Origin of the sequence: Sporichthya polymorpha DSM 43042 (assembly GCF_000384115.1) — a bacterium.
Lineage (GTDB): Bacteria > Actinomycetota > Actinomycetes > Sporichthyales > Sporichthyaceae > Sporichthya > Sporichthya polymorpha.
Window position 1 is genome coordinate 860,425 of sequence record NZ_KB913029.1, and the last position, 17,171, is coordinate 877,595.

15 protein-coding genes are annotated in these 17,171 nt (G+C 72.4%); 2 read left to right on the forward strand and 13 right to left on the reverse strand.

From position 1 onward, the window contains the following. Window positions 1-5 precede the first annotated feature (5 nt). Genes SPOPO_RS0104260 through mftA form a run of 5 tightly spaced genes read right to left on the reverse strand, consistent with a single transcriptional unit; the run spans window position 6 to window position 3,164 of the window. On the reverse strand, window positions 6-806 hold the full coding sequence (locus tag SPOPO_RS0104260; RefSeq protein ID WP_019873543.1) for a mycofactocin-coupled SDR family oxidoreductase: 801 nt from the start codon (window positions 804-806) through the stop codon (window positions 6-8). Further along, window positions 803-1,534 carry a mycofactocin biosynthesis peptidyl-dipeptidase MftE gene (gene mftE, locus SPOPO_RS0104265; RefSeq protein ID WP_019873544.1) on the reverse strand — a complete coding sequence of 244 codons (732 nt, stop codon included), beginning with the start codon at window positions 1,532-1,534 and terminating at the stop codon, window positions 803-805. Before mftE ends, SPOPO_RS0104260 begins: the two co-directional genes overlap by 4 nt. Further along, a complete protein-coding gene (mftC, locus tag SPOPO_RS0104270) occupies window positions 1,521-2,756 on the reverse strand; it encodes a mycofactocin radical SAM maturase (protein ID WP_019873545.1) in 1,236 nt (411 codons plus the stop codon). Before mftC ends, mftE begins: the two co-directional genes overlap by 14 nt. Beyond that, a complete protein-coding gene (gene mftB / locus SPOPO_RS0104275) occupies window positions 2,756-3,064 on the reverse strand; it encodes a mycofactocin biosynthesis chaperone MftB (RefSeq protein ID WP_245541697.1) in 309 nt (102 codons plus the stop codon). The genes mftC and mftB overlap by 1 nt, the downstream gene beginning before the upstream one ends. Then, window positions 3,054-3,164: a mycofactocin precursor MftA gene (mftA, locus tag SPOPO_RS33570; protein ID WP_019873547.1), complete on the reverse strand. Its 111-nt coding sequence runs from the start codon at window positions 3,162-3,164 to the stop codon at window positions 3,054-3,056. The genes mftB and mftA overlap by 11 nt, the downstream gene beginning before the upstream one ends. 85 nt (window positions 3,165-3,249) lie before the next feature. Here mftA and SPOPO_RS0104285 point away from each other — a divergent pair, with 85 nt between their 5' ends. Then, a complete protein-coding gene (locus SPOPO_RS0104285) occupies window positions 3,250-4,713 on the forward strand; it encodes a flavin-containing monooxygenase (protein ID WP_019873548.1) in 1,464 nt (487 codons plus the stop codon). Here SPOPO_RS0104285 and SPOPO_RS0104290 read toward each other — a convergent pair. The 3 genes from SPOPO_RS0104290 to SPOPO_RS0104300 form a co-directional block, all read right to left on the reverse strand. Further along, the gene (locus tag SPOPO_RS0104290; RefSeq protein WP_019873549.1) at window positions 4,659-7,232 is read right to left on the reverse strand and encodes a bifunctional FO biosynthesis protein CofGH; all 2,574 of its coding nucleotides are present in this window, start codon (window positions 7,230-7,232) and stop codon (window positions 4,659-4,661) included. The two genes, SPOPO_RS0104285 and SPOPO_RS0104290, sit on opposite strands and share 55 nt — an antisense overlap. Next, a complete protein-coding gene (cofD, locus tag SPOPO_RS0104295; protein WP_019873550.1) occupies window positions 7,229-8,242 on the reverse strand; it encodes a 2-phospho-L-lactate transferase in 1,014 nt (337 codons plus the stop codon). The genes SPOPO_RS0104290 and cofD overlap by 4 nt, the downstream gene beginning before the upstream one ends. A 125-nt stretch (window positions 8,243-8,367) precedes the next feature. After that, window positions 8,368-9,528, reverse strand: coding sequence for a PucR family transcriptional regulator (locus tag SPOPO_RS0104300; RefSeq protein WP_019873551.1), 1,161 nt, complete (start codon window positions 9,526-9,528; stop codon window positions 8,368-8,370). Window positions 9,529-9,633: 105 nt separating this feature from the next. Here SPOPO_RS0104300 and SPOPO_RS0104305 point away from each other — a divergent pair, with 105 nt between their 5' ends. Then, on the forward strand, window positions 9,634-11,334 hold the full coding sequence (locus tag SPOPO_RS0104305) for an ABC transporter substrate-binding protein (RefSeq protein WP_019873552.1): 1,701 nt from the start codon (window positions 9,634-9,636) through the stop codon (window positions 11,332-11,334). Between the two features lie 611 nt (window positions 11,335-11,945). Here the strand turns inward: SPOPO_RS0104305 and SPOPO_RS0104315 are convergent. The 5 genes from SPOPO_RS0104315 to SPOPO_RS0104335 form a co-directional block, all read right to left on the reverse strand. After that, a complete protein-coding gene (locus tag SPOPO_RS0104315) occupies window positions 11,946-13,166 on the reverse strand; it encodes a thiolase family protein (RefSeq protein WP_028984508.1) in 1,221 nt (406 codons plus the stop codon). A gap of 35 nt (window positions 13,167-13,201) precedes the next feature. Further along, window positions 13,202-14,770 (reverse strand): AMP-binding protein, encoded by a 1,569-nt coding sequence (locus SPOPO_RS0104320; protein WP_019873555.1) that lies wholly within the window; start codon window positions 14,768-14,770, stop codon window positions 13,202-13,204. Window positions 14,771-14,782: 12 nt separating this feature from the next. Continuing rightward, window positions 14,783-15,163 (reverse strand): hypothetical protein, encoded by a 381-nt coding sequence (locus tag SPOPO_RS0104325; protein WP_019873556.1) that lies wholly within the window; start codon window positions 15,161-15,163, stop codon window positions 14,783-14,785. Window positions 15,164-15,244: 81 nt separating this feature from the next. Further along, complete coding sequence (locus SPOPO_RS0104330) at window positions 15,245-16,105, reverse strand: nitroreductase family protein (protein WP_019873557.1); 861 nt, start codon at window positions 16,103-16,105, stop codon at window positions 15,245-15,247. Window positions 16,106-16,229: 124 nt separating this feature from the next. Then, on the reverse strand, window positions 16,230-17,027 hold the full coding sequence (locus SPOPO_RS0104335; protein ID WP_019873558.1) for a VWA domain-containing protein: 798 nt from the start codon (window positions 17,025-17,027) through the stop codon (window positions 16,230-16,232). Window positions 17,028-17,171: the final 144 nt, after the last annotated feature.

Here is a 17,171-nt window from a genome sequence, read left to right on the forward strand (position 1 = left end):
CCGGGTCACAGCCCGAGGCCGCCGTCCACGGGGACGATCGCCCCCGTCATCGCGCCGGACTTCCGGCTCGCCAGGAAGGCCACGACGGCGGCGACCTCGTCCGGGTGGAGCAGCCGGTCCTGCGGGGCCTGCCCCGCGAACTCCTCCGCCGCGGGCAGGTCGTAGAGCCGCGCCGACTCGGTGAGCATCGCGGTGTCCGTCGACCCCGGGCTGACGGCGTTCGCGGTGATGCCGGAGTCGCCGAGCTCGACCGCGAGCGCCCGGATGAACCCCGTGATGCCGGCCTTCGCCGCGCAGTACGCGGCCAGCTTCGGCAGCCCCCGCGTCGCGCCGGCGGAGGCGATGGCGAGGAACCGCCCGCTCCGCGGCGCGGGCCGGTTGAGCATGGCCGGGATCGTCACGCGGGCAAGGTTCAGGACGCCGTCGAGGTTGACGTCGAGCACGACCTGCTCGGTCTCGACCGACGTCTCCCAGTGCGGCGCCCCGCCGCCCATGGCCCCGGCGCACGCGATCGCGACGTCGATCCCGCCCCACCGGCGCTCCGCGTCGGCGACCGCGGCCTCCAGCAGTGCGAGGTCCCGCACGTCCGCCGGGAACGGCGCCGCGCCACCCGCACCGGAGTCGTTCGCCAGCTTCACGACCGCGTCCAGGTCCGCCACCGTCGCCAGCGGGTATCCCAGCGCCGGGTCGTCGGTCACCGCGTCGACGCAGAGCACCGAGTACCCCTGCCGCGCCAGCTCGGCCACCGTCGCGGCCCCGATCCCCCGCGCGGCCCCGGTGACGATCGCGACCCGTCCGGCGCTCATCCCGCCACCTCTTCCGCCGTTGCGTCCGACGAAGTGGTCGCGATAGCAGCCACATCGTCGGACGTCCGCTCCACGAATGCGACGAGGTCGTCCGTCAACCGGGCGAGCAGCACCCGGCCCTCCTCGGCGGACGCGCCGGCGGGGTTGCCGAGGATCCCGTTCGCGCTCGCGGCCCGGATGCCCCGGGCGCGCAGCAACGGCAGGATCTCGGGCAGCGGGGCGGTGTTGCCGGGCTCGGCGAGCTCGAGCCGGACCCGCCGCGGGTCCAGGTGGAGCAGCAGCGACGTCTCCGCCCGGCCGGCGTGGGCGTCGCCGGACCAGCGGGGCTCGAAGAACTGGACGTCCCGGCCTTCGGACCGCAGCTGTGCCACGGCGGCCCGCAGGCCCTCGCCGTTGCCGCCGTGCCCCGAGACGAACAGGACGCGGCCGAAGGTGTCGGTGGCCGAGCGGGCCAGCTCGACGAGGACGTGCGTCAGCGCCTCCGTGCCGATCGAGAGCGTGCCCGGGAACCCGGCGTGCTCACCGCTGGCGCCGAACGACAGCGGGGGCGCGACGACGACGTCCGCCCGCCGGTCCGCGAGACCCTCGCAGAGGGCCACCGCGATGTCGGTGTCCACCGAGTGCGGCAGGTGCGGGCCGTGCTGCTCGGTCGCCCCGAGCGGGACGGCCAGCAACACCGGGCCGGCCCGGCCGGCGACCTGAGGCCAGGTCAGGTCAGCGAGCCGCAACGAAGCCCGCCAGGGGGCTGGCGTCGCAGGCGCGGTCGGGCGGGGTGGTCAGGCCGGTCAGCGAGTCCGGCCGCGGCCCGATCGTCACGGGCACGGGGCCGGTGGGCTTGCGGCCGCCCGGCTTCGAGTGGTCCACCGGCGACTTCGGGGCGGCCGTGCGGTCCGCCGTCGCGAGCGCGTGCTCGCCGTGGCCGCGGACGCACTCCGGGTCCGGTCCGTCGAGCGGGAGACCGGTGAAGAACTTCGCCGCCATGCAGCCGCCGCGGCACGAGTCGTACGCCGAGCAGGACGCGCACGCCCCGCCGGTCTGCGGCTCGCGCAGGTGGGCGAACAGGTCCGACGTCCGCCACACACCGGCGAAGCCGCCCGGGTCGAGGACGTTGCCGGCGAGGAACTCGGGGTGGATCGCGAACGGGCACGCGTAGACGTCGCCGATCGGGTCGATCAGGCAGACCACGCGCCCGGCCCCGCACAGGTTGAGCCCCGGCAGCGCCGAGCCGTACCCCGCGAGGTGGAAGAACGAGTCGCCGGTAAGGACGTTGTCACCGCGGTCCAGCAGCCAGTCGTAGAGCGCGCGCTGCTGGTCGGCGAACAGGTGCATGTCGTCCCAGACGTCCGCCCCGCGACCCGAGGGACGCAGCCGCGTCAGCCGCAGCGTCGCGCCGTACCGCTCGGCGAGCGCCGCGAAGTCGTCCAGCTGACCGACGTTCTGACGGGTCATCACGACGGAGATCTTGGCGTTCGAGAATCCCGCCTTCGCGAGGTTGTCGAGCGCCCGCAGCGCGGTGTCGAACGAGCCGGTGCCGCGGACCGCGTCGTTGATCTCGGCGGTCGCGCCGTCGAGCGAGATCTGGACGTCGAGGTAGTCGTTCGCCGCGATGCGCTGCGCCGCCGCGGGGGTGATGCGCGAGCCGTTCGTCGAGAACTTGACGCCGACCTTGTGCGCCGTCGCGTAGTCGAGCAGCTCGAAGAAGTCCGGCCGGACGGTGGGCTCGCCGCCGCCGACGTTGACGTAGAAGACCTTCATCGCCTCGAGCTCGTCGATCACCGCCATGCACTGGGCGGTGGTGAGCTCGCGCGGGTCGCGACGGCCCGAGCTGGACAGGCAGTGGACGCACGCCAGGTTGCAGGCGTACGTGAGCTCCCAGGTCAGGCAGATCGGGGACTCGAGTCCGAGGGCGAACTCCTCGATCAGAGGACGCGGCGAGGTCGGCGCGGTCATCAGCCCTCCCGGGCGGTGATCATCTGGGTCTCGGCCAGGCGCGCCAGGGCGGCGCGGTACGTCGGCAGCTCGGCCTCGCCGACGCCGGCCGCGGCGCAGGCCTCACGGGCACTGGCCGACCTCCCCAGCTGCTGCACGACGGCAAGCAGCTCGCGGCTGCGCAGGAACGACAGCCGACGGGTGTCGAAGCTGTAGAGCAGGGCCCCGAATCGCTCCGGACGGATCTCCACCCGCGGGTGGAGATCCCAGGCGGCGTCGAGGTCGAACGAGGGCCCTCCGGCGATGGGGCTGGGCGCCTTAGTAGACACCGCACATGCCGTCGATGGAGACGTCCTCGACGAGCAGGTCCTCGGCGACGACCTCGTCGGTCACCTCGGTGGCGGGGGCGTCGACCTGGGGCTCGAGCATGGTGCGCTCCTCGGGGATCTCGCGCGGAAAATTTCGTCCAGCAGGACTCACTGTAATCGGCTCACCTGCGACTACTCTCCGGCGCATGGCGCAAGCGGATCCCGGCCCTCGCATCCTCATCGTCGGCGCCGGCTTCGGCGGGGTCGCCATGGCCATCGAACTGCGCAAACACGGCTTTTCGGACATCACCCTCCTCGAGAGCGCCCCGGAGCCCGGCGGGACGTGGTTCCACAACAGCTACCCGGGCGCCGCCTGCGACGTCCCGAGCCCGCTGTACTCCTTCTCGTTCGCCCAGCGCACCGACTGGACGCACCTGTGCTCCCCGCAACCGGCGATCCTCCGTTACCTGCAGGAGGTGACCCGGAGCTTCGGCGTCGAGCCGCTGATCCGGTTCAACTCGATCGTCCAGGACTGCACCTGGGACGGTGACGCCCGCAAGTGGACGGTGCGGACGGCGGACGGCGCCGAGCACGTCGGGGACGCGCTCGTGATCGCGACCGGCCAGCTGCACCAGCCGGTGATCCCCGACCTGCCCGGCCGCGACGTCTTCACCGGGAAGCAGTTCCACTCCGCCCGCTGGGACCACGGCTACGACCTGACCGGCAAGCGCGTGGCCGTCATCGGGTCGGGCGCGAGCGCCGTGCAGTTCGTCCCCGAGATCGCGCCGAAGGTCGGCCACCTGACCGTCTTTCAGCGGACCGGCAACTGGTTCCTGGCCCGACGTAACCGGCCGTACCCGTTCCCGGTCCGGTGGGCGATCGAGCACGTCCCGTTCGTCCAGCCCCTGCTGCGCAACTTCTACTACTGGTACGCCGAGTCCCTGACGGCCGCGATCCGCCACCCGAAGACCTTGGGCAAGGTCGTCGGGCTCCGCTCCGCCGCCTTCATGAAGCGCAAGGTGAAGGACCCCGAGCTGCGCCGGAAGATCTGGCCGGACTACACCTTCGGCTGCAAGCGCGTGCTGTTCTCCAGCCACTTCCTGCCTGCGCTGACCCGGCCGAACGTCGACCTCGTGACCGAGCGGATCACCGAGCTGACCGAGACCGGCGTCCGCACCGCGGACGGGCGGGTGGTGGAGGTGGACTGCATCATCTGGGGAACGGGGTTCGCCACCAACGACTTCATGTTCCCGATGGAGATCCGCGGCCGGGAGGGGCTCGACCTGCGCGAGGTCTGGGCCGAGGGCGCCCACGCGCACCTGGGCATCACCGTGCCGGGCTTCCCCTCGATGTTCCTCCTCTACGGGCCGAACACGAACACCTCGGGCGGCTCGATCATCTGGTACCTCGAGCAGCAGGCGGCCTACGTCCGGCAGGCGCTCGAGCTCGTCCGCGACCGCAACGCCGCCGCGATCGAGGTGAAGCCCGAGGTCGAGGCCGCCTCCGACGCCGCCCTCCAGCGCCGGTTCTCCGGCACCGCCTGGGTGGACTGCGACTCCTGGTACAGAAACGAGAACGGCCGGATCGTGGCCAACTGGCCCGGCTACATGCGCGACTACCTGACCGCGGTCAAGGAGATCAACGGCAACGACTTCGAGCTCGTGCGCTGATCCCGCGCGGCGTAGGCCAGCGCCACACGGTCGGGGTCGACGGCACCGTAGGTCGTGGTCCGCTGCCGGGTCGGACGGCCCACGCCGGCCGCGATCTCGTCCAGCTCCTGCGGTGACCGGCGGGACCCGTGCTCGGAGCCCGCCATGCGGGAGATGGTCTCCTCCATCAGCGTCCCGCCGAGGTCGTTGACGCCGGCGCGCAAGGTCGCCCGCGTGCCCTCGACGCCGAGCTTCACCCACGACGTCTGGATGTTGTCGATCCGCCCGTGGAGCAACAGCCGGGCCATCGCGTGGACGGCGAGGTTGTCGCGCGCGGTCGGGCCCGGCCGGGCGACGCCGGCGAGGTAGAGCGGCGCGCTCGTGTGGACGAACGGCAGCGGGACGAACTCGGTGAAGCCGCCGGTCTCGTCCTGGAGCCGCGCGAGCAGCTTGAGGTGCGCGACCCAGTGGGCCGGGGTGTCGACGTGGCCGTACATCATCGTGGCGCTCGAGCGGATGTTCAGCTCGTGCGCCGTCGTGACGACGTCGATCCACGCGGCCGTCGGGAGCTTGCCCTTGGTCAGCACCCAGCGGACCTCGTCGTCGAGGATCTCCGCCGCCGTGCCCGGGATGGTGTCGAGGCCGGCCGCGCGGGCGGCGGTCAGCCACTCCCGGATCGACATCCCGGCCTTCGTCGCCCCGTTGACGACCTCCATCGGGCTGAAGGCGTGCACGTGCATGCGGGGGACGCGGCGCTTCACGGCGCGCACCAGGTCGAAGTACGCGGTGCCCGAGAGCTCCGGGTCGATCCCGCCCTGCATGCAGACCTCGGTCGCGCCGACCTCCCACGCCTCGGCCGCGCGGTCGGCGACCTGTTCGACCGAGAGCGAGTACGCGTCGGCGTCGGTGCGCCGCTGGGCGAACGCGCAGAACCGGCAGCCGGTGTAGCAGACGTTGGTGAAGTTGATGTTCCGGTTGACGACGTAGGTGACCTCGGGCCCGTTGACGTCGGCCCGGATCGCGTCGGCGAGGGCGGCCAGCGCCTCGAGCGCCGGGCCGTCGCAGGTCATGAGCGCCAACGCCTGAGCATCCGTCAGATCAGCTGGTGACCGCTCGGCTGCCCGCAACGCGGCGGCGACGTCGCCGTCGAGGCGCGCCGGGGCACTGCCGATGCGCCGGGCGTCCTCGCGAACTGCCTCCCAGTCGCCGTAGGCGGCGTCGAAGTCCGAGCGGGTCTCGGTGCGCCGACCCTCGGTGTCGATCGCAGCGTGGAGGTCGACCCGACCGGTTTCGGTCAGCCGCTCGGGCTCCTGCCACGGCCGACCGACCGGCCGTACGCCGGGGCGGACGAGACCGGTGGCGTCGGCGAGCGCCTCCACGTGCGGGGCGACGCGGGGGTCGATCCACGGCTCTCCCGCGCGCACGTACTCGGGGTGGACGGTGAGGCGCGGCGTCAGGGTGAAGCCCGCCTCCGCGGTGGCCGCCGCCAGGACGTCGCGCGCTGGCCAGGGCCGCTCGGGGTTGACGTGATCGGGCGTCAGCGGCGAGACCCCGCCCCAGTCGTCGACACCGGCGCCGAGCAGCGCGGCGAGCTCGTCGGGCGCGGAGAGGTTCGGCGGAGCCTGGATGCGCATGCGCGGCCCGAGCACGACCCGTGCCGTGGCAACCGCGGCCAGGTACTCCTCGAAGCCGACGTCCGGTACGGACCGCATCGCGGTGTCCGGCTTCGCGCGGAAGTTCTGGACGAGAATTTCCTGCACGTGCCCGTACGCCCGGGCCACGCGCCGGAGCGCGAACAGTGACTCGGCTCGCTCCAACGGCGTCTCGCCGATGCCGATGAGCAGCCCGGTCGTGAACGGGACGTTGAGGCGGCCCGCGTCCTCCAGGACCCGTAACCGAACCGCCGGGTCCTTGTCGGGCGAGCCGTGGTGGGCGCCGCCGGGCGAGTGAAACAACCGCGTCGAGGTCGTCTCGAGCATCATCCCCATCGACGGCGAGACCGGCTTGACGCGCGCGATCTCCTCCCACGTCATCACGCCGGGGTTGAGGTGCGGCAGCAGGCCGGTCTCCTCCAGCACGCGGATCGCGAGGGCGCGCAGGTAGTCCAGCGTCGAGTCGTACCCGGCCTCGGTCAGCCACTGCTTCGCCACCGGCCAGCGGTCCTCGGGACGGTCGCCGACCGTGAACAGGGCCTCGGTGCAACCGAGTTCCGCGCCGCGGCGGCAGAGGTCGAGCACCTCGTCGACGGAGAGATACGGATCCACGCCCGCGCGGCGCAACTGACCCGGCGTCACGGTGAAGGTGCAGTAGTGGCAGCGGTCGCGGCACAGCCGGGTCACCGGCACGAAGACCTTCGGCGAGTAGGTGACGACGCCCGGCCGGCCCGCGGCCACGAGGCCCGCGTCGCGGACCCGGGCGGCCGTGGCCGTCAGGTCCGCCAACGCCTCGCCGCGGGCACCGAGCAGGTCGGTGACCTCGGGAACGTTCAGGGTCGCCCCGTCCCGGGCCCGGCGCAGCGCGCGCCGCAGGCCCGGGTTCACGGGCGCTCCCGGGTCGGGGCCGCAGCAGATCGGGCGGAGGCACGGGAGGGGGAGCTTCGCTCCAGCACCGCCCGCGCGGCCGGCAGGTCGATCCCCCCGGCCGCGAGCTCGGTGGCGAGGGTGTCGGCGAGCAGGACCTCCAGCCCGAAGCCGGCGATCGTCTCGGCCTCGATCTCGTCGGCGCGGTCGAGCACGAAGACGTCGGCGACGTCGCGCAGCAGGCTCGCGGCCGCCGCCGCGGTGTGCGAGAGCCCGACGGAGCGCAGCAGCCCGACGCGCGTGTCCGCGCGATGTTGCTCGCCCGGGGCGGTGATCGGCACTCCCGAGACGACCGGGGTGACGGCGACGACCGGGGCCTTGCTTGCACGCAGCGCCTCCCGGACGCCGGGCAGGGCGAGGATCGGCCCGACGCTCGCGAGCGGGTTGCTCGGCGCGATCACGACGAGGTCGGCGGTGAGGATCGCCTCCAGCACGCCGGGGGCGGGGGCGGCGGTGTCGGCGTTGCGGTACGAGATCGCGCGGACGTCGTCGCGCGAGCGGCGCGCGACGTGAAACTCCTGGAAGTGCAGGAGCTCACCGGCCGCGGTGAGGACGTAGGAGGTCACCTCGTCCTCGGTCATCGGCAGCACCGGCGTCGCGACGCCGAGGCCGACCGCCAGGCGCCGCGTCACCTCGGCCAGACCGACACCGTCCCGCAGCAGCCCGGTACGGAGCAGGTGCGTCCCCAGGTCCAGGTCGCCGAGGTGGAACCAGGGGTCTCCGCCGAGCGAGCGGACCGCGTCCATCACCCGCCAGGACTCTCCCTGCACGCCCCAGCCGCGTTCGAGGTCCTGCCGCCCGGAGAGGGCGTAGAGCGTCGTGTCGAGGTCAGGGCAGACCCGCAGGCCGTGCACCCAGAGGTCGTCCGCGGTGTTGACGACGACGGTCAACTCGCTCGGTTCGTTCAGTTCGGCGAGCAGCGCCCGCCAGAACCGCGACGCGCCGACGCCGCCGCCCAGTCCCACGATCACCCGCGGACCTCCCTGGAGTGGGGGTGTAGCCGCTCATGCTCCGTGACCGCGCCCGCTCGCGCCATGGACGGGCGGACGAAGGTCCGTGCACCGGCTTGTACGCGGCTCCAAGCCGGGCTGCCGGTCTACGCGCCGGGAGTCTGTTCCCGCAGCGCCCAGGATTCGAGCGCCCACCACACCTCGATCAGGGTCTCGGTGTCGTCGAGGTCCGCGCCGGTCAGCTCGGCGTACCGGGCCAGCCGGTACCGGACGGTGTTGACGTGGACGGACAGCGCCGCCGCCGTCTCCGCGATGTGCCGCCGGCAGGCGAGGAACGTGCGGACCGTCGACAGGACGATCCCGGCGGTCGCGCCGGTGGCCAGGACCGGCGTCGCGTACCGGGCGAGCAGCGCCTCGGAGAGCTCACCCTCCTCGACGACCGCGATCCGGATCGAGAGCGTGTTGTTGTCGACCAGGCCCTGCCGCTGGAACCGGGCGGCGACGTTCAGCAGCCGCGTCGCCTCGCCGAAGGCCTGGGGGAACCCGGCGGGCGGGACGGGGCCGGAGACGGCCAGCACGGCGCCGTCGGACTCCACCGTGGGCCGCTTGGCGGTGACGGCGACGACGTCCCCGTCGATCCATCCGATCAGCGGCCGGAAGTTCGACGTCGCGCCCGAGTACTCCAGGCGGCGGGACAACGCGTGCCGGTGCTCCTCGGGGTGCCGGCCGCGGCTGACCCAGTACTCGGCGTCGGGCACCAGGCCGTAGGCCACGCCGCCGACCAGGACCTCGGCGGGCAGCAGGGTGCCGGTGAGCAGCCGCTGGAGGAACGCGAGCCGCTCCTGTTCGTCGCGGCGGGCGAACTCGATGTCGATCTGCTGCCGTTCGGCGACGACCTCGGTCGAGTAACGGTCCGTCAGGTCCCAGAGCAGGCGCGTTGCGTGGAGCACGTCGACGGCGGGGATCGCCAGCTCCGTCGCCGTGGTCAGGAACTCCTCGCGCAGCAGGCCCATCACCGCGCGGTAGGCGCCGACGACGACGTCGGCCGGGATGCCCTGCAGCGCGCGCTGGCCGCCGGACTGCCGCTCGGTCTCCTCCGCCTCGGCCGGCAGGTCCGGGCTCCCCCGCAGGACCGACACGACCCGCAGGACGTTGCGGCGGGCCGAGCTCCGGAGGGACGGGAGCGGGATCCGGTCGTACCCGGCGAACTCGCGCACCGCCTTCACCTGGGCGGCGACCAGCGCTTCCTCGCGCTCCATCAGCGCGTCGGCAACCGCGGTCAGGCTGCGCGGGGTGGCGTCGAGCACCCGTCCTCCTCTTGGAGCGGCCTACAAATCAAGGGGCCACCGTTCGTAGCGGACTCCATTGTGACCCCGGTCTCACTCCCGAACCATGAACGGCACAAGCCGGGCATGTCGACGCCTCGGTTTCACGTCCCGGTCAACCGGCGCGGCGAACAGACCCTGGCCCCCCACACCTTCGAGGAGACCCACGTGCGAGTCCACTCCAGGCGCTTCCTCACCGCGACTCCGATCGTGCTGAGTGCAGCGCTCGTGCTGAGCTCCTGCGGCGGCGGCAGCAGCGACAGCGACGCCACGGCGGCGAACGCCGCCCAGTCCGAAGCCGTCGTCACCGACCCGGCCGGGGCGCCGGTCGACGCGGCCGGCACCGACTCCGCGGCCGCGGACCCCGCTGCCGCACCGGTCTCGGACGCCGCGGGCGAAGCCGCCGCGGGGCAGGCGCCCGTCACCGGTGCGGCCGCGCCCGTGGAGTCGGCCGGCTCCGCCGCGAACAAGTCGTCGGCGAAGAAGGCCGGGACGTCCTCGGACACCTCGGCCAAGGGCGCGGCCGGCGCCTCCCTCGGCGGGCTGACGAGCATCGACTCCGCTGCCGAGCGCGCGGCCAACGATCGCGTCGCGGCGCAACGGGGCGGCGCCACCGACACGGGCGTCACCAAGGACTCGATCAAGATGGGCACCGTCGGCATGTACGGCATGGCCCTGGGCAACCTGCTGATCGGGCCGATCGCGGCCGGCATCAAGGCCACCTTCACCTCGATCAACGACCGCGGCGGCGTGCTCGGCCGTCGGCTGTCGTTGGTCGACTGCGACGACGGCCCGGGCGAGGTCTCCCGCTCGAAAGCCTGCATCAAGAAGCTCGTCGGCCAGGACAAGATCTTCGCGTTCATGGGCTACACGAGCTGGGCGTCCGCGTCGATCCACTCCGACCTGGCGCAGTACAAGGTTCCGGCCATCGGCACCTGGGCCTACTCCCAGACCGAGTGGCAGGACCCGTACATGTTCCCGACCCACATGTCGATGGTTCACGAGGCGATGACCAACGCCCATTGGGTGAAGAACGTCATCAAGCCCAAGACCTACGGCCTGCTCTGCCTGACCAGCCCCGAGATGCAGCTCTCGTGCAGCGAGGTGCAGCGGATCCTCGACGCCTCCGGCGCCAAGATGGTCAAGAAGGTCGACGTCGGCATCACCGAGACCTCCATGTCCGGCCAGGTCCTCGCGATGCGCGCCGCGAACCCCGACCACGTCATCCACTACGTGATCAACGCGGCCACCACCACCAAGTTCCTCGTCGAGGCGTCCCAGCAGAACTACTACCCGCCGAAGGGCATCTCCGGTAACCACATGGCCGGCGAGATCATCGGCTCGCTGTTCGGCAAGCACCCGGCCGGCCGGTACTGGACCAACACGACGTACAAGCTCTGGGGCACCGAGTTCATGGCGATCATGAACCGCTACGCCCGCGGCAACAAGGGTCTGAACCACCACATCGTCCAGGCCAGCTACGTCGGCGCCCTGGTGTTCGAGCGCGCCGCCAAGGCCGTCGGCCCGAACCTGACCCGCGAACGGCTGATGGCCCAGCTCTCCAACGGCGACGTCTACGCCGCCGATGCCTCCCTGGAGCAGAGCTGGTCGTGGAACAAGGCCGAACGCGGCGGCACCGGCGCCAACCAGACCTGGAGCGACAAGCAGGGCCAGGGCCGCGAGTACATGTACAAGTACGAGAACACGAACACCATCGCCAACCCCGACGGCAGTCCCTCCGGCTTCGCTCCCGACAAGGACCAGTTCGTCATCTACACCAACAAGTGAGTCGCTCTCCGCTGGGGTAGATCAGCCCGCCACAGCACGACCGCCACAACAGGGCGGGCACCGGACTCCCGGTGCCCGCCCTTCTTCCTGTGCGCCGGGGTCGGCTTCACTCGCTGGGGACAGGCTCTACTCGCCAGGCCTGGCGAGTGAAGGCTGGCGCCGGCGAGTGAAGCGCAACCGCCGGCGAGTGACGGCCGGCGCCGGCGAGTGAAGGCTGGCGCCGGCGAGTGAAGGCTGGCGCCGGCGAGTGAAGCGCAACCGCACGGTCAGCGCGTCGTGCGCTCGAGGATCGTCACGACGGCGAGGGCCTCGTGGTTCCGGGCCACCCGCGGCTTCACTGGCCGCAGCGTCTTCACTGGCCGCACCCGTCTTCACAGGCCCGGCCGGGCTGGTGAAGCAGGCGCTCGGCTTGTGAAGACGTCGCTCCGGGTCGCCTGGGGGCGCCGGCGCGGGTGCGCCGGGGTCGGCTTCACTCGCTGGGGACAGGCTCTACTCGCCAGGCCTGGCGAGTGAAGGCTGGCGCCGGCGAGTGAAGCGCAACCGCCGGCGAGTGAGGGCTGGCGCCGGCGAGTGAGCCCTGGCCCCGGCGAGTGAAGCGCAACCGCACGGGGTCAGCGCGTCGTGCGCTCGAGGATGGTGACGACGGCGACGGCCTCGTGGTCGCCGAGGATCCCGCCCGAGTTCTGGGCGAGGGCGAGGCGGGCGCCGGGGACCTGGCGGGCGCTGCAGCGGCCACGCAGCTGGTCGGCGAGCTCGACGATCTGGCCGCAGCCGGTGGCGCCGACGGGGTGGCCCCGCGAGAGCAGGCCACCGCTGGGGTTGACCGGACGCCGGCCGCCGGGGCCGGTGACGCCGTCGCGGAGGAGGCCGAGGGCCCCACCCTCGGGGCAGAGCCCGATCTCCTCGAGGCAGAACAACTCCGCCGGGGCGGCGGCGTCGTGGACCTCGACGACGTCGATGTCGTGCGGGCCGACACCGGCCTGGATGAACGCCTTCGCGGCGGCGAGCCCGGCCGGGAAATCCGGGGTCGTCGGGTCGTTGCTGACGATCCCCTGCCCCGCGACGCGCACGCTGCGGCGACCGAGCCGCTTCGCGAGCCGGTCGGAGACGACCACGACCGCGGCGGCGCCGTCGCCGATCGGGGCGCACATCGACAGCCGCAGCGGGTCGGAGATCACCCGGCCGGCGAGCACCTCCTCGACGGTCGTCGGGGTGGTGAACTGCGCTGCGGGGTTGAGCGCGCCGAACGCGCGCGACTTCACGACGACGCGGGCGAGGTCGTGAACGTCGCCGCCGGCCTTCTCCAGGTACACCGCGCCCTTGTGGGCGTAGTGGTCCATGAATGCCGACGCGGTGGGGGCGCCCTCACCCGCGGGCCGCGCCTCCCCGAGCGTCGTGGTCGCGACGAGGGTGCGCATGTCCGGCCGGCGCAAAGTGTCGGTGGCGGAGGCGAGCGCGCCGAAGACCCGCGCCTTGTCGGGCACGGTCATCTTCTCGACGCCGACGGCCAGGGCCGCGTCGAGCATCCCGCCGCGAACCGCCGTCACCGCCAACGAGAGCGCCGACGAGCTCGACGCGCACGCGTTCTCGACGTTGACGATCGGCGCCCCGAGCAGCCCGGAGCCCCGCAGGAACACCTGGCCGCGGATCATCTCCTGCCCGAGCAGCAGCCCGGCCGCGGCATTCCCGAGGAACACCTGGCCGATCTCGGTGGCCGCGAGCCCGCCGTCGGCCAGGGCGGCGGCCACGGCCTGGGAGGCCAGCACCTCCGGCCCGTGCGGCGATCGCCCGAAGGTCGTCATGGCCGCGCCCGCGATCCAGGCGTCAGCCATGACGATCAACCATGACGATCAGCCATGACGGCCCATCAGATGTTGCGTCCCAGGCCGGCCCAGTAGGGGGCACGGACCTCGCGCTTCGCGACCTTGCCGTAGGTGGTCTTCGGCAGGGCGGCGACGACGTCGACTCCCTTGGGCTTCTTGTAGCCCGCGAGGTACTGCCCGCTCCACGAGATCAGCTCGGCCGGGTCGAGGGTCGCGCCCCCGGCCGGCACGACGACGGCGTGGACCGCCTCGCCCCACTTCTCGTGGGGCACGCCGATGACGCAGGCCTCCGCGACCGCCGGGTGCGTGAGAAGCACGTCCTCGATCTCGTGCGGGTAGACGTTCAGCCCGCCGGAGATGATGAGGTCCTTGAGCCGGTCGAGGATGAACAGATAGCCGTGTTCATCGACCATCCCCACGTCGCCGGTGTGCAGCCAACCGCCGGCGAGGGTCTCCGCCGTCGCGTCGGGCCGGTTCCAGTACCCGGCCATCAGTGTCGGGCCGCGCAGGCAGATCTCGCCCGCCTCGCCGGGCGGCATCTCGTTGCCCTCGGGGTCGAGGATCTTGAGCTCGATGCCGACCCGCACCCGCCCGACGGACCGCTCGCGTCCGTCGCCGTCGTGAAGTGAGTGCTCGTCACGGGTCAGGACGGTGCCGGACATCGGCGACTCGGTCTGGCCGAAGCACTGCACGAGCACGGGGCCGAGCGCCTTGAGCGCGCGCTTCTGGTCCTCGCGGTACATCGGGGCGCCGCCGTAGCAGATCCACTGCAGGCTGGAGACGTCCCGGTTCGGCAGGTCCGGGTGCTCGACGATCATCTTGATCTGCGTCGGGACCAGGAACATCGCCGCGACGCGGTACCGCTCGACCTGCTCCAGGAATAGTGCGGTGTCGAACCCCCAGCGCTGGTGGATGACCTGCGTGCAGGCCTTCATCGTGAACGCCAGCGAGTTGTGACCGGACCCGTGGGACAGCGGCGCCGCGTGCATGCCGACGTGGGTCTGGTCCATGCGCTCGACGTCGGCCAGCGTCGTCAGGCACTGGTAGATCAGCACGCGGTGCGTGAGCATCGCGCCCTTGGGCCGGCCGGTCGTGCCGGACGTGTAGGCGATCCAGGCGAGGTCGTCCTCGGTGACGTCGACGCTCACCAGGGGCGCGCCGGACCGGGCGGCCAGGGTCTGGTCGAGCAACTCGTCCGCGGGCAGCTCGGGACGTCCCGCCCCCGGGTCGTGGCAGATCACCCGGGCCAGGCCCGGCAGGTCGGGCCGGGCCTTCGCCACGGTCGGCAGGCCCTCGCCGTCGGTGAGCAGGACCGAGGCACCGCTGTCAGCGAGGTGCCAAGCCAACTCGTCGGCCGTGAAGGTCGCGTTGAGCGGGACGACGACGCCGCCGGCCTTCCACGTGCCGTAGAGCGTCTCCAGAAACTCGGGACAGTTGCGCAGGTACAGCGCGACGCGGTCACCGCGTTGGAGGCCCCCCGCGAGCAGGGCCCGCGCCCACGCGTCGGCGCGGGCGCAGGACTCGGCGTACGTCCGGCTCTCGCCCTCGAAGATGAAGGCAGGATGGTGGGGGTAGCTCCGCGCCGCGTTGGTCAGCAGATCTCCGGTGTTCAATCTGACCGCCCCTCACGCCAATCCGCGGGCGGCGCGCTCACCCGGGCTGCGCCGGTAGACGTCGCCGTAGGGGCGGACCAGAACCTTGACGCCGTTCTTGATGAAGAACCCGCGGATGTGGTTCTCCCACTTGGTCGCCTGGGAGTCCGGGAGCTCCTGCGCCCGGACCCACTGCTTGAGCGCCTTGAGCTGCTTGTTGCGCTCGACCGATCCGGTGGGGACGAGGTCGGTCGTGGTGGCGATCAGCGTGTCGGGATCGACGCCGATGTGCGCGCAGAACTTCTCGAGGATCTCGCACTTCGCCGCGGGGTCCTCGCGAACCGGCTGGAAGCCGCGCCCGGGCGGTTCCTCCAGCCAGCGCTGCACGGTCTTGTAGTCGCGGAAGTCCGGCATTCGTACCTACCGATCGGGACGTGGACCTGAGGGATCAGGAACAACTGAGTGGGGATGAGCTGCGTGGAGATACGCAGCGACTCAGTCGTCCTGGTCCTCGGGGTAGCCGTACATCCGCGCGAGGAACATGAGCTCGTCGCGGCGGCCGGGCAGCGGGGCCGGCGCCTGCAGGAGCTTCTCCCGCTCCAGCTTCTCGACGACCTTGGGGTCGCGGCGGAACGGCGTCTGCGCGTTGCCCTCGAAGAACGTCGACTCGAACGGCTGACGCGGACGCTGACCGCCGGCCTCGACGCCCTCGGCCGGGTAGCCGACGAGCTGCACCCACACCGGGATCCAGTGCTCGGGGACGCCGAGGATCTCCTTGACGCGGGCCTGCTTGTTGGGGCGGGCGATCATGTGCAGGCAGGTGCCGAGCCCGGCGTTGACGGCCGCCAGGACGGTGACGGCGCAGGCGCCGACGGTCTCGGAGTGGGCGATCGTCGCCGACGCCTCGTGCGGGAGGTCGTGCAGGAGCTCGTGGATCGCGGCCATGCCGGCGGGGGTCTCGACGGCGCGCTCGATCGCGTCGACGATGCGGGTCTTGGACCAGCCGTAGGCGGTCGGCACCGCGCCGACCTCGATCAGCTGCTGGGTGCTGGTGGCGAACGATCCGGGCCGCGCCGCCTCGGGGTCGGCGAAGATGTAGATCCAGACCGGGGCCTGGACGTGCGCACCCTGCCAGTTGTCCGCCTGCAGGAGTTCCTCGCGGATGTCCGGGTCGAGCTCGTCGCGCCACACCACGACCGCGCGCCACGGCTGCAGGTTGCCGGGACACGTCGTCCAGCGCATGACCTCCAGGATTTCCTGGACCTTCTCGCGCTCGACCGGCTGGTACGTCTTGAACCAGCGCGTGCTGCGCCGGGTGCCGACGACCTCGAGGAACTCCATCTCCGTGACCTCCATTGGTCCTGCGGGGGGTGTGGCTCGCTGTCCGCAACTGTCGCGAACGGCGACCTCCGGAACAATGGAGCCGACTACGAACCCCGAACCCCCGATTTGGAGCGCCCTCCAAGCACCTGAGGATGTCTCAGCGGTCGAGGAGGGAGAGGAGCGCGGCGGGGGCGTCGGACGACCCGGACATCGGGGCCCACCGGGCGCCGGAGCGCGCCGCGAGGTCCTCGGCCTGCTCGCAGCCCTCGGCCGGGGCGAGGATGACGAGCTCCGGGACGCGGGACGCGACCGGGATCGGGTCCTCGTCGTCGGTGGCGCGGCAGTCCGAGAGCAGGACGACGACCCGACGGGACGCGCGGGAGCGCTCGAGTTCGTCGGTGGCCGCCCGGAGCGCGGTCGCCAGGGCGGTGACGCCGTGCCCGCGCAACCCGAGGATCGCGTCGACCACGGTCTGCGGAGCGGCTGGGGCGTCGATCGCCTTGAGCACCGAGACCTCGCGCGCGAAGGAGAGGACGGCGTACTCCCCCGGGGCCCGCAGCGCGCACGCGGCCGCGGTGAGGGCGGCCGCCGCGAGCCGTTCGCCGCCCATCGACCCGGACGCGTCGACGAGCAGGCACAGCGCGAGCTCGGGACGCGACCACGTCCGCGCGGTCAGGTCACCGAGGTGCGGCGGGCGCCGCAAGGCCTTGGCGTCGACCACGGCCGGCATCGACGCGTCGAGGTCGAGGTCCCCGCCGCGGTCGGCCGGGACGTTGCGCAGCTTGCCGATGCCGCGCGCCTTCGGCGGCCCGGTCCGGACGCGGTCGAGCACGATGCGCCCGGCGAGTTGCCGCGCGGCGGCGCGGAGCTTCTCGTCGGTCGCCCGCGCCATCTCGGCGAGCAGCGCGAGGGTGGCGTCCGGGTCGGCGGCCATGGCGTCCTCGGCCGCCTTCACGTCGAGGACGCCGACCTCCGGGGACAGCTCGGCGAACCGCGACCGGTTCGCGAGCTGGTTGCGACCGATCGTGCGGTCACCGGGGCCGGGGCGCGGCCGCCGTTTCGGGGCTCCCCCGGGAGCCGGGTCGCCCGCCGGCGAGGG

What these genes read in the sequence shown, in the direction of transcription:
- SPOPO_RS0104260 (WP_019873543.1), bottom strand. Translation starts at nt 806, where the DNA reads ATGAGCGCCGGACGGGTCGCGATCGTCACCGGGGCCGCGCGGGGGATC.
- SPOPO_RS0104325 (WP_019873556.1), bottom strand. Translation starts at nt 15,163, where the DNA reads ATGCCGGACTTCCGCGACTACAAGACCGTGCAGCGCTGGCTGGAGGAA.
- SPOPO_RS0104285 (WP_019873548.1), top strand. Translation starts at nt 3,250, where the DNA reads ATGGCGCAAGCGGATCCCGGCCCTCGCATCCTCATCGTCGGCGCCGGC.
- SPOPO_RS0104305 (WP_019873552.1), top strand. Translation starts at nt 9,634, where the DNA reads ATGTCGACGCCTCGGTTTCACGTCCCGGTCAACCGGCGCGGCGAACAG.
- SPOPO_RS0104330 (WP_019873557.1), bottom strand. Translation starts at nt 16,105, where the DNA reads ATGGAGGTCACGGAGATGGAGTTCCTCGAGGTCGTCGGCACCCGGCGC.
- SPOPO_RS0104315 (WP_028984508.1), bottom strand. Translation starts at nt 13,166, where the DNA reads ATGGCTGACGCCTGGATCGCGGGCGCGGCCATGACGACCTTCGGGCGA.
- mftC (WP_019873545.1), bottom strand. Translation starts at nt 2,756, where the DNA reads ATGACCGCGCCGACCTCGCCGCGTCCTCTGATCGAGGAGTTCGCCCTC.
- mftA (WP_019873547.1), bottom strand. Translation starts at nt 3,164, where the DNA reads ATGCTCGAGCCCCAGGTCGACGCCCCCGCCACCGAGGTGACCGACGAG.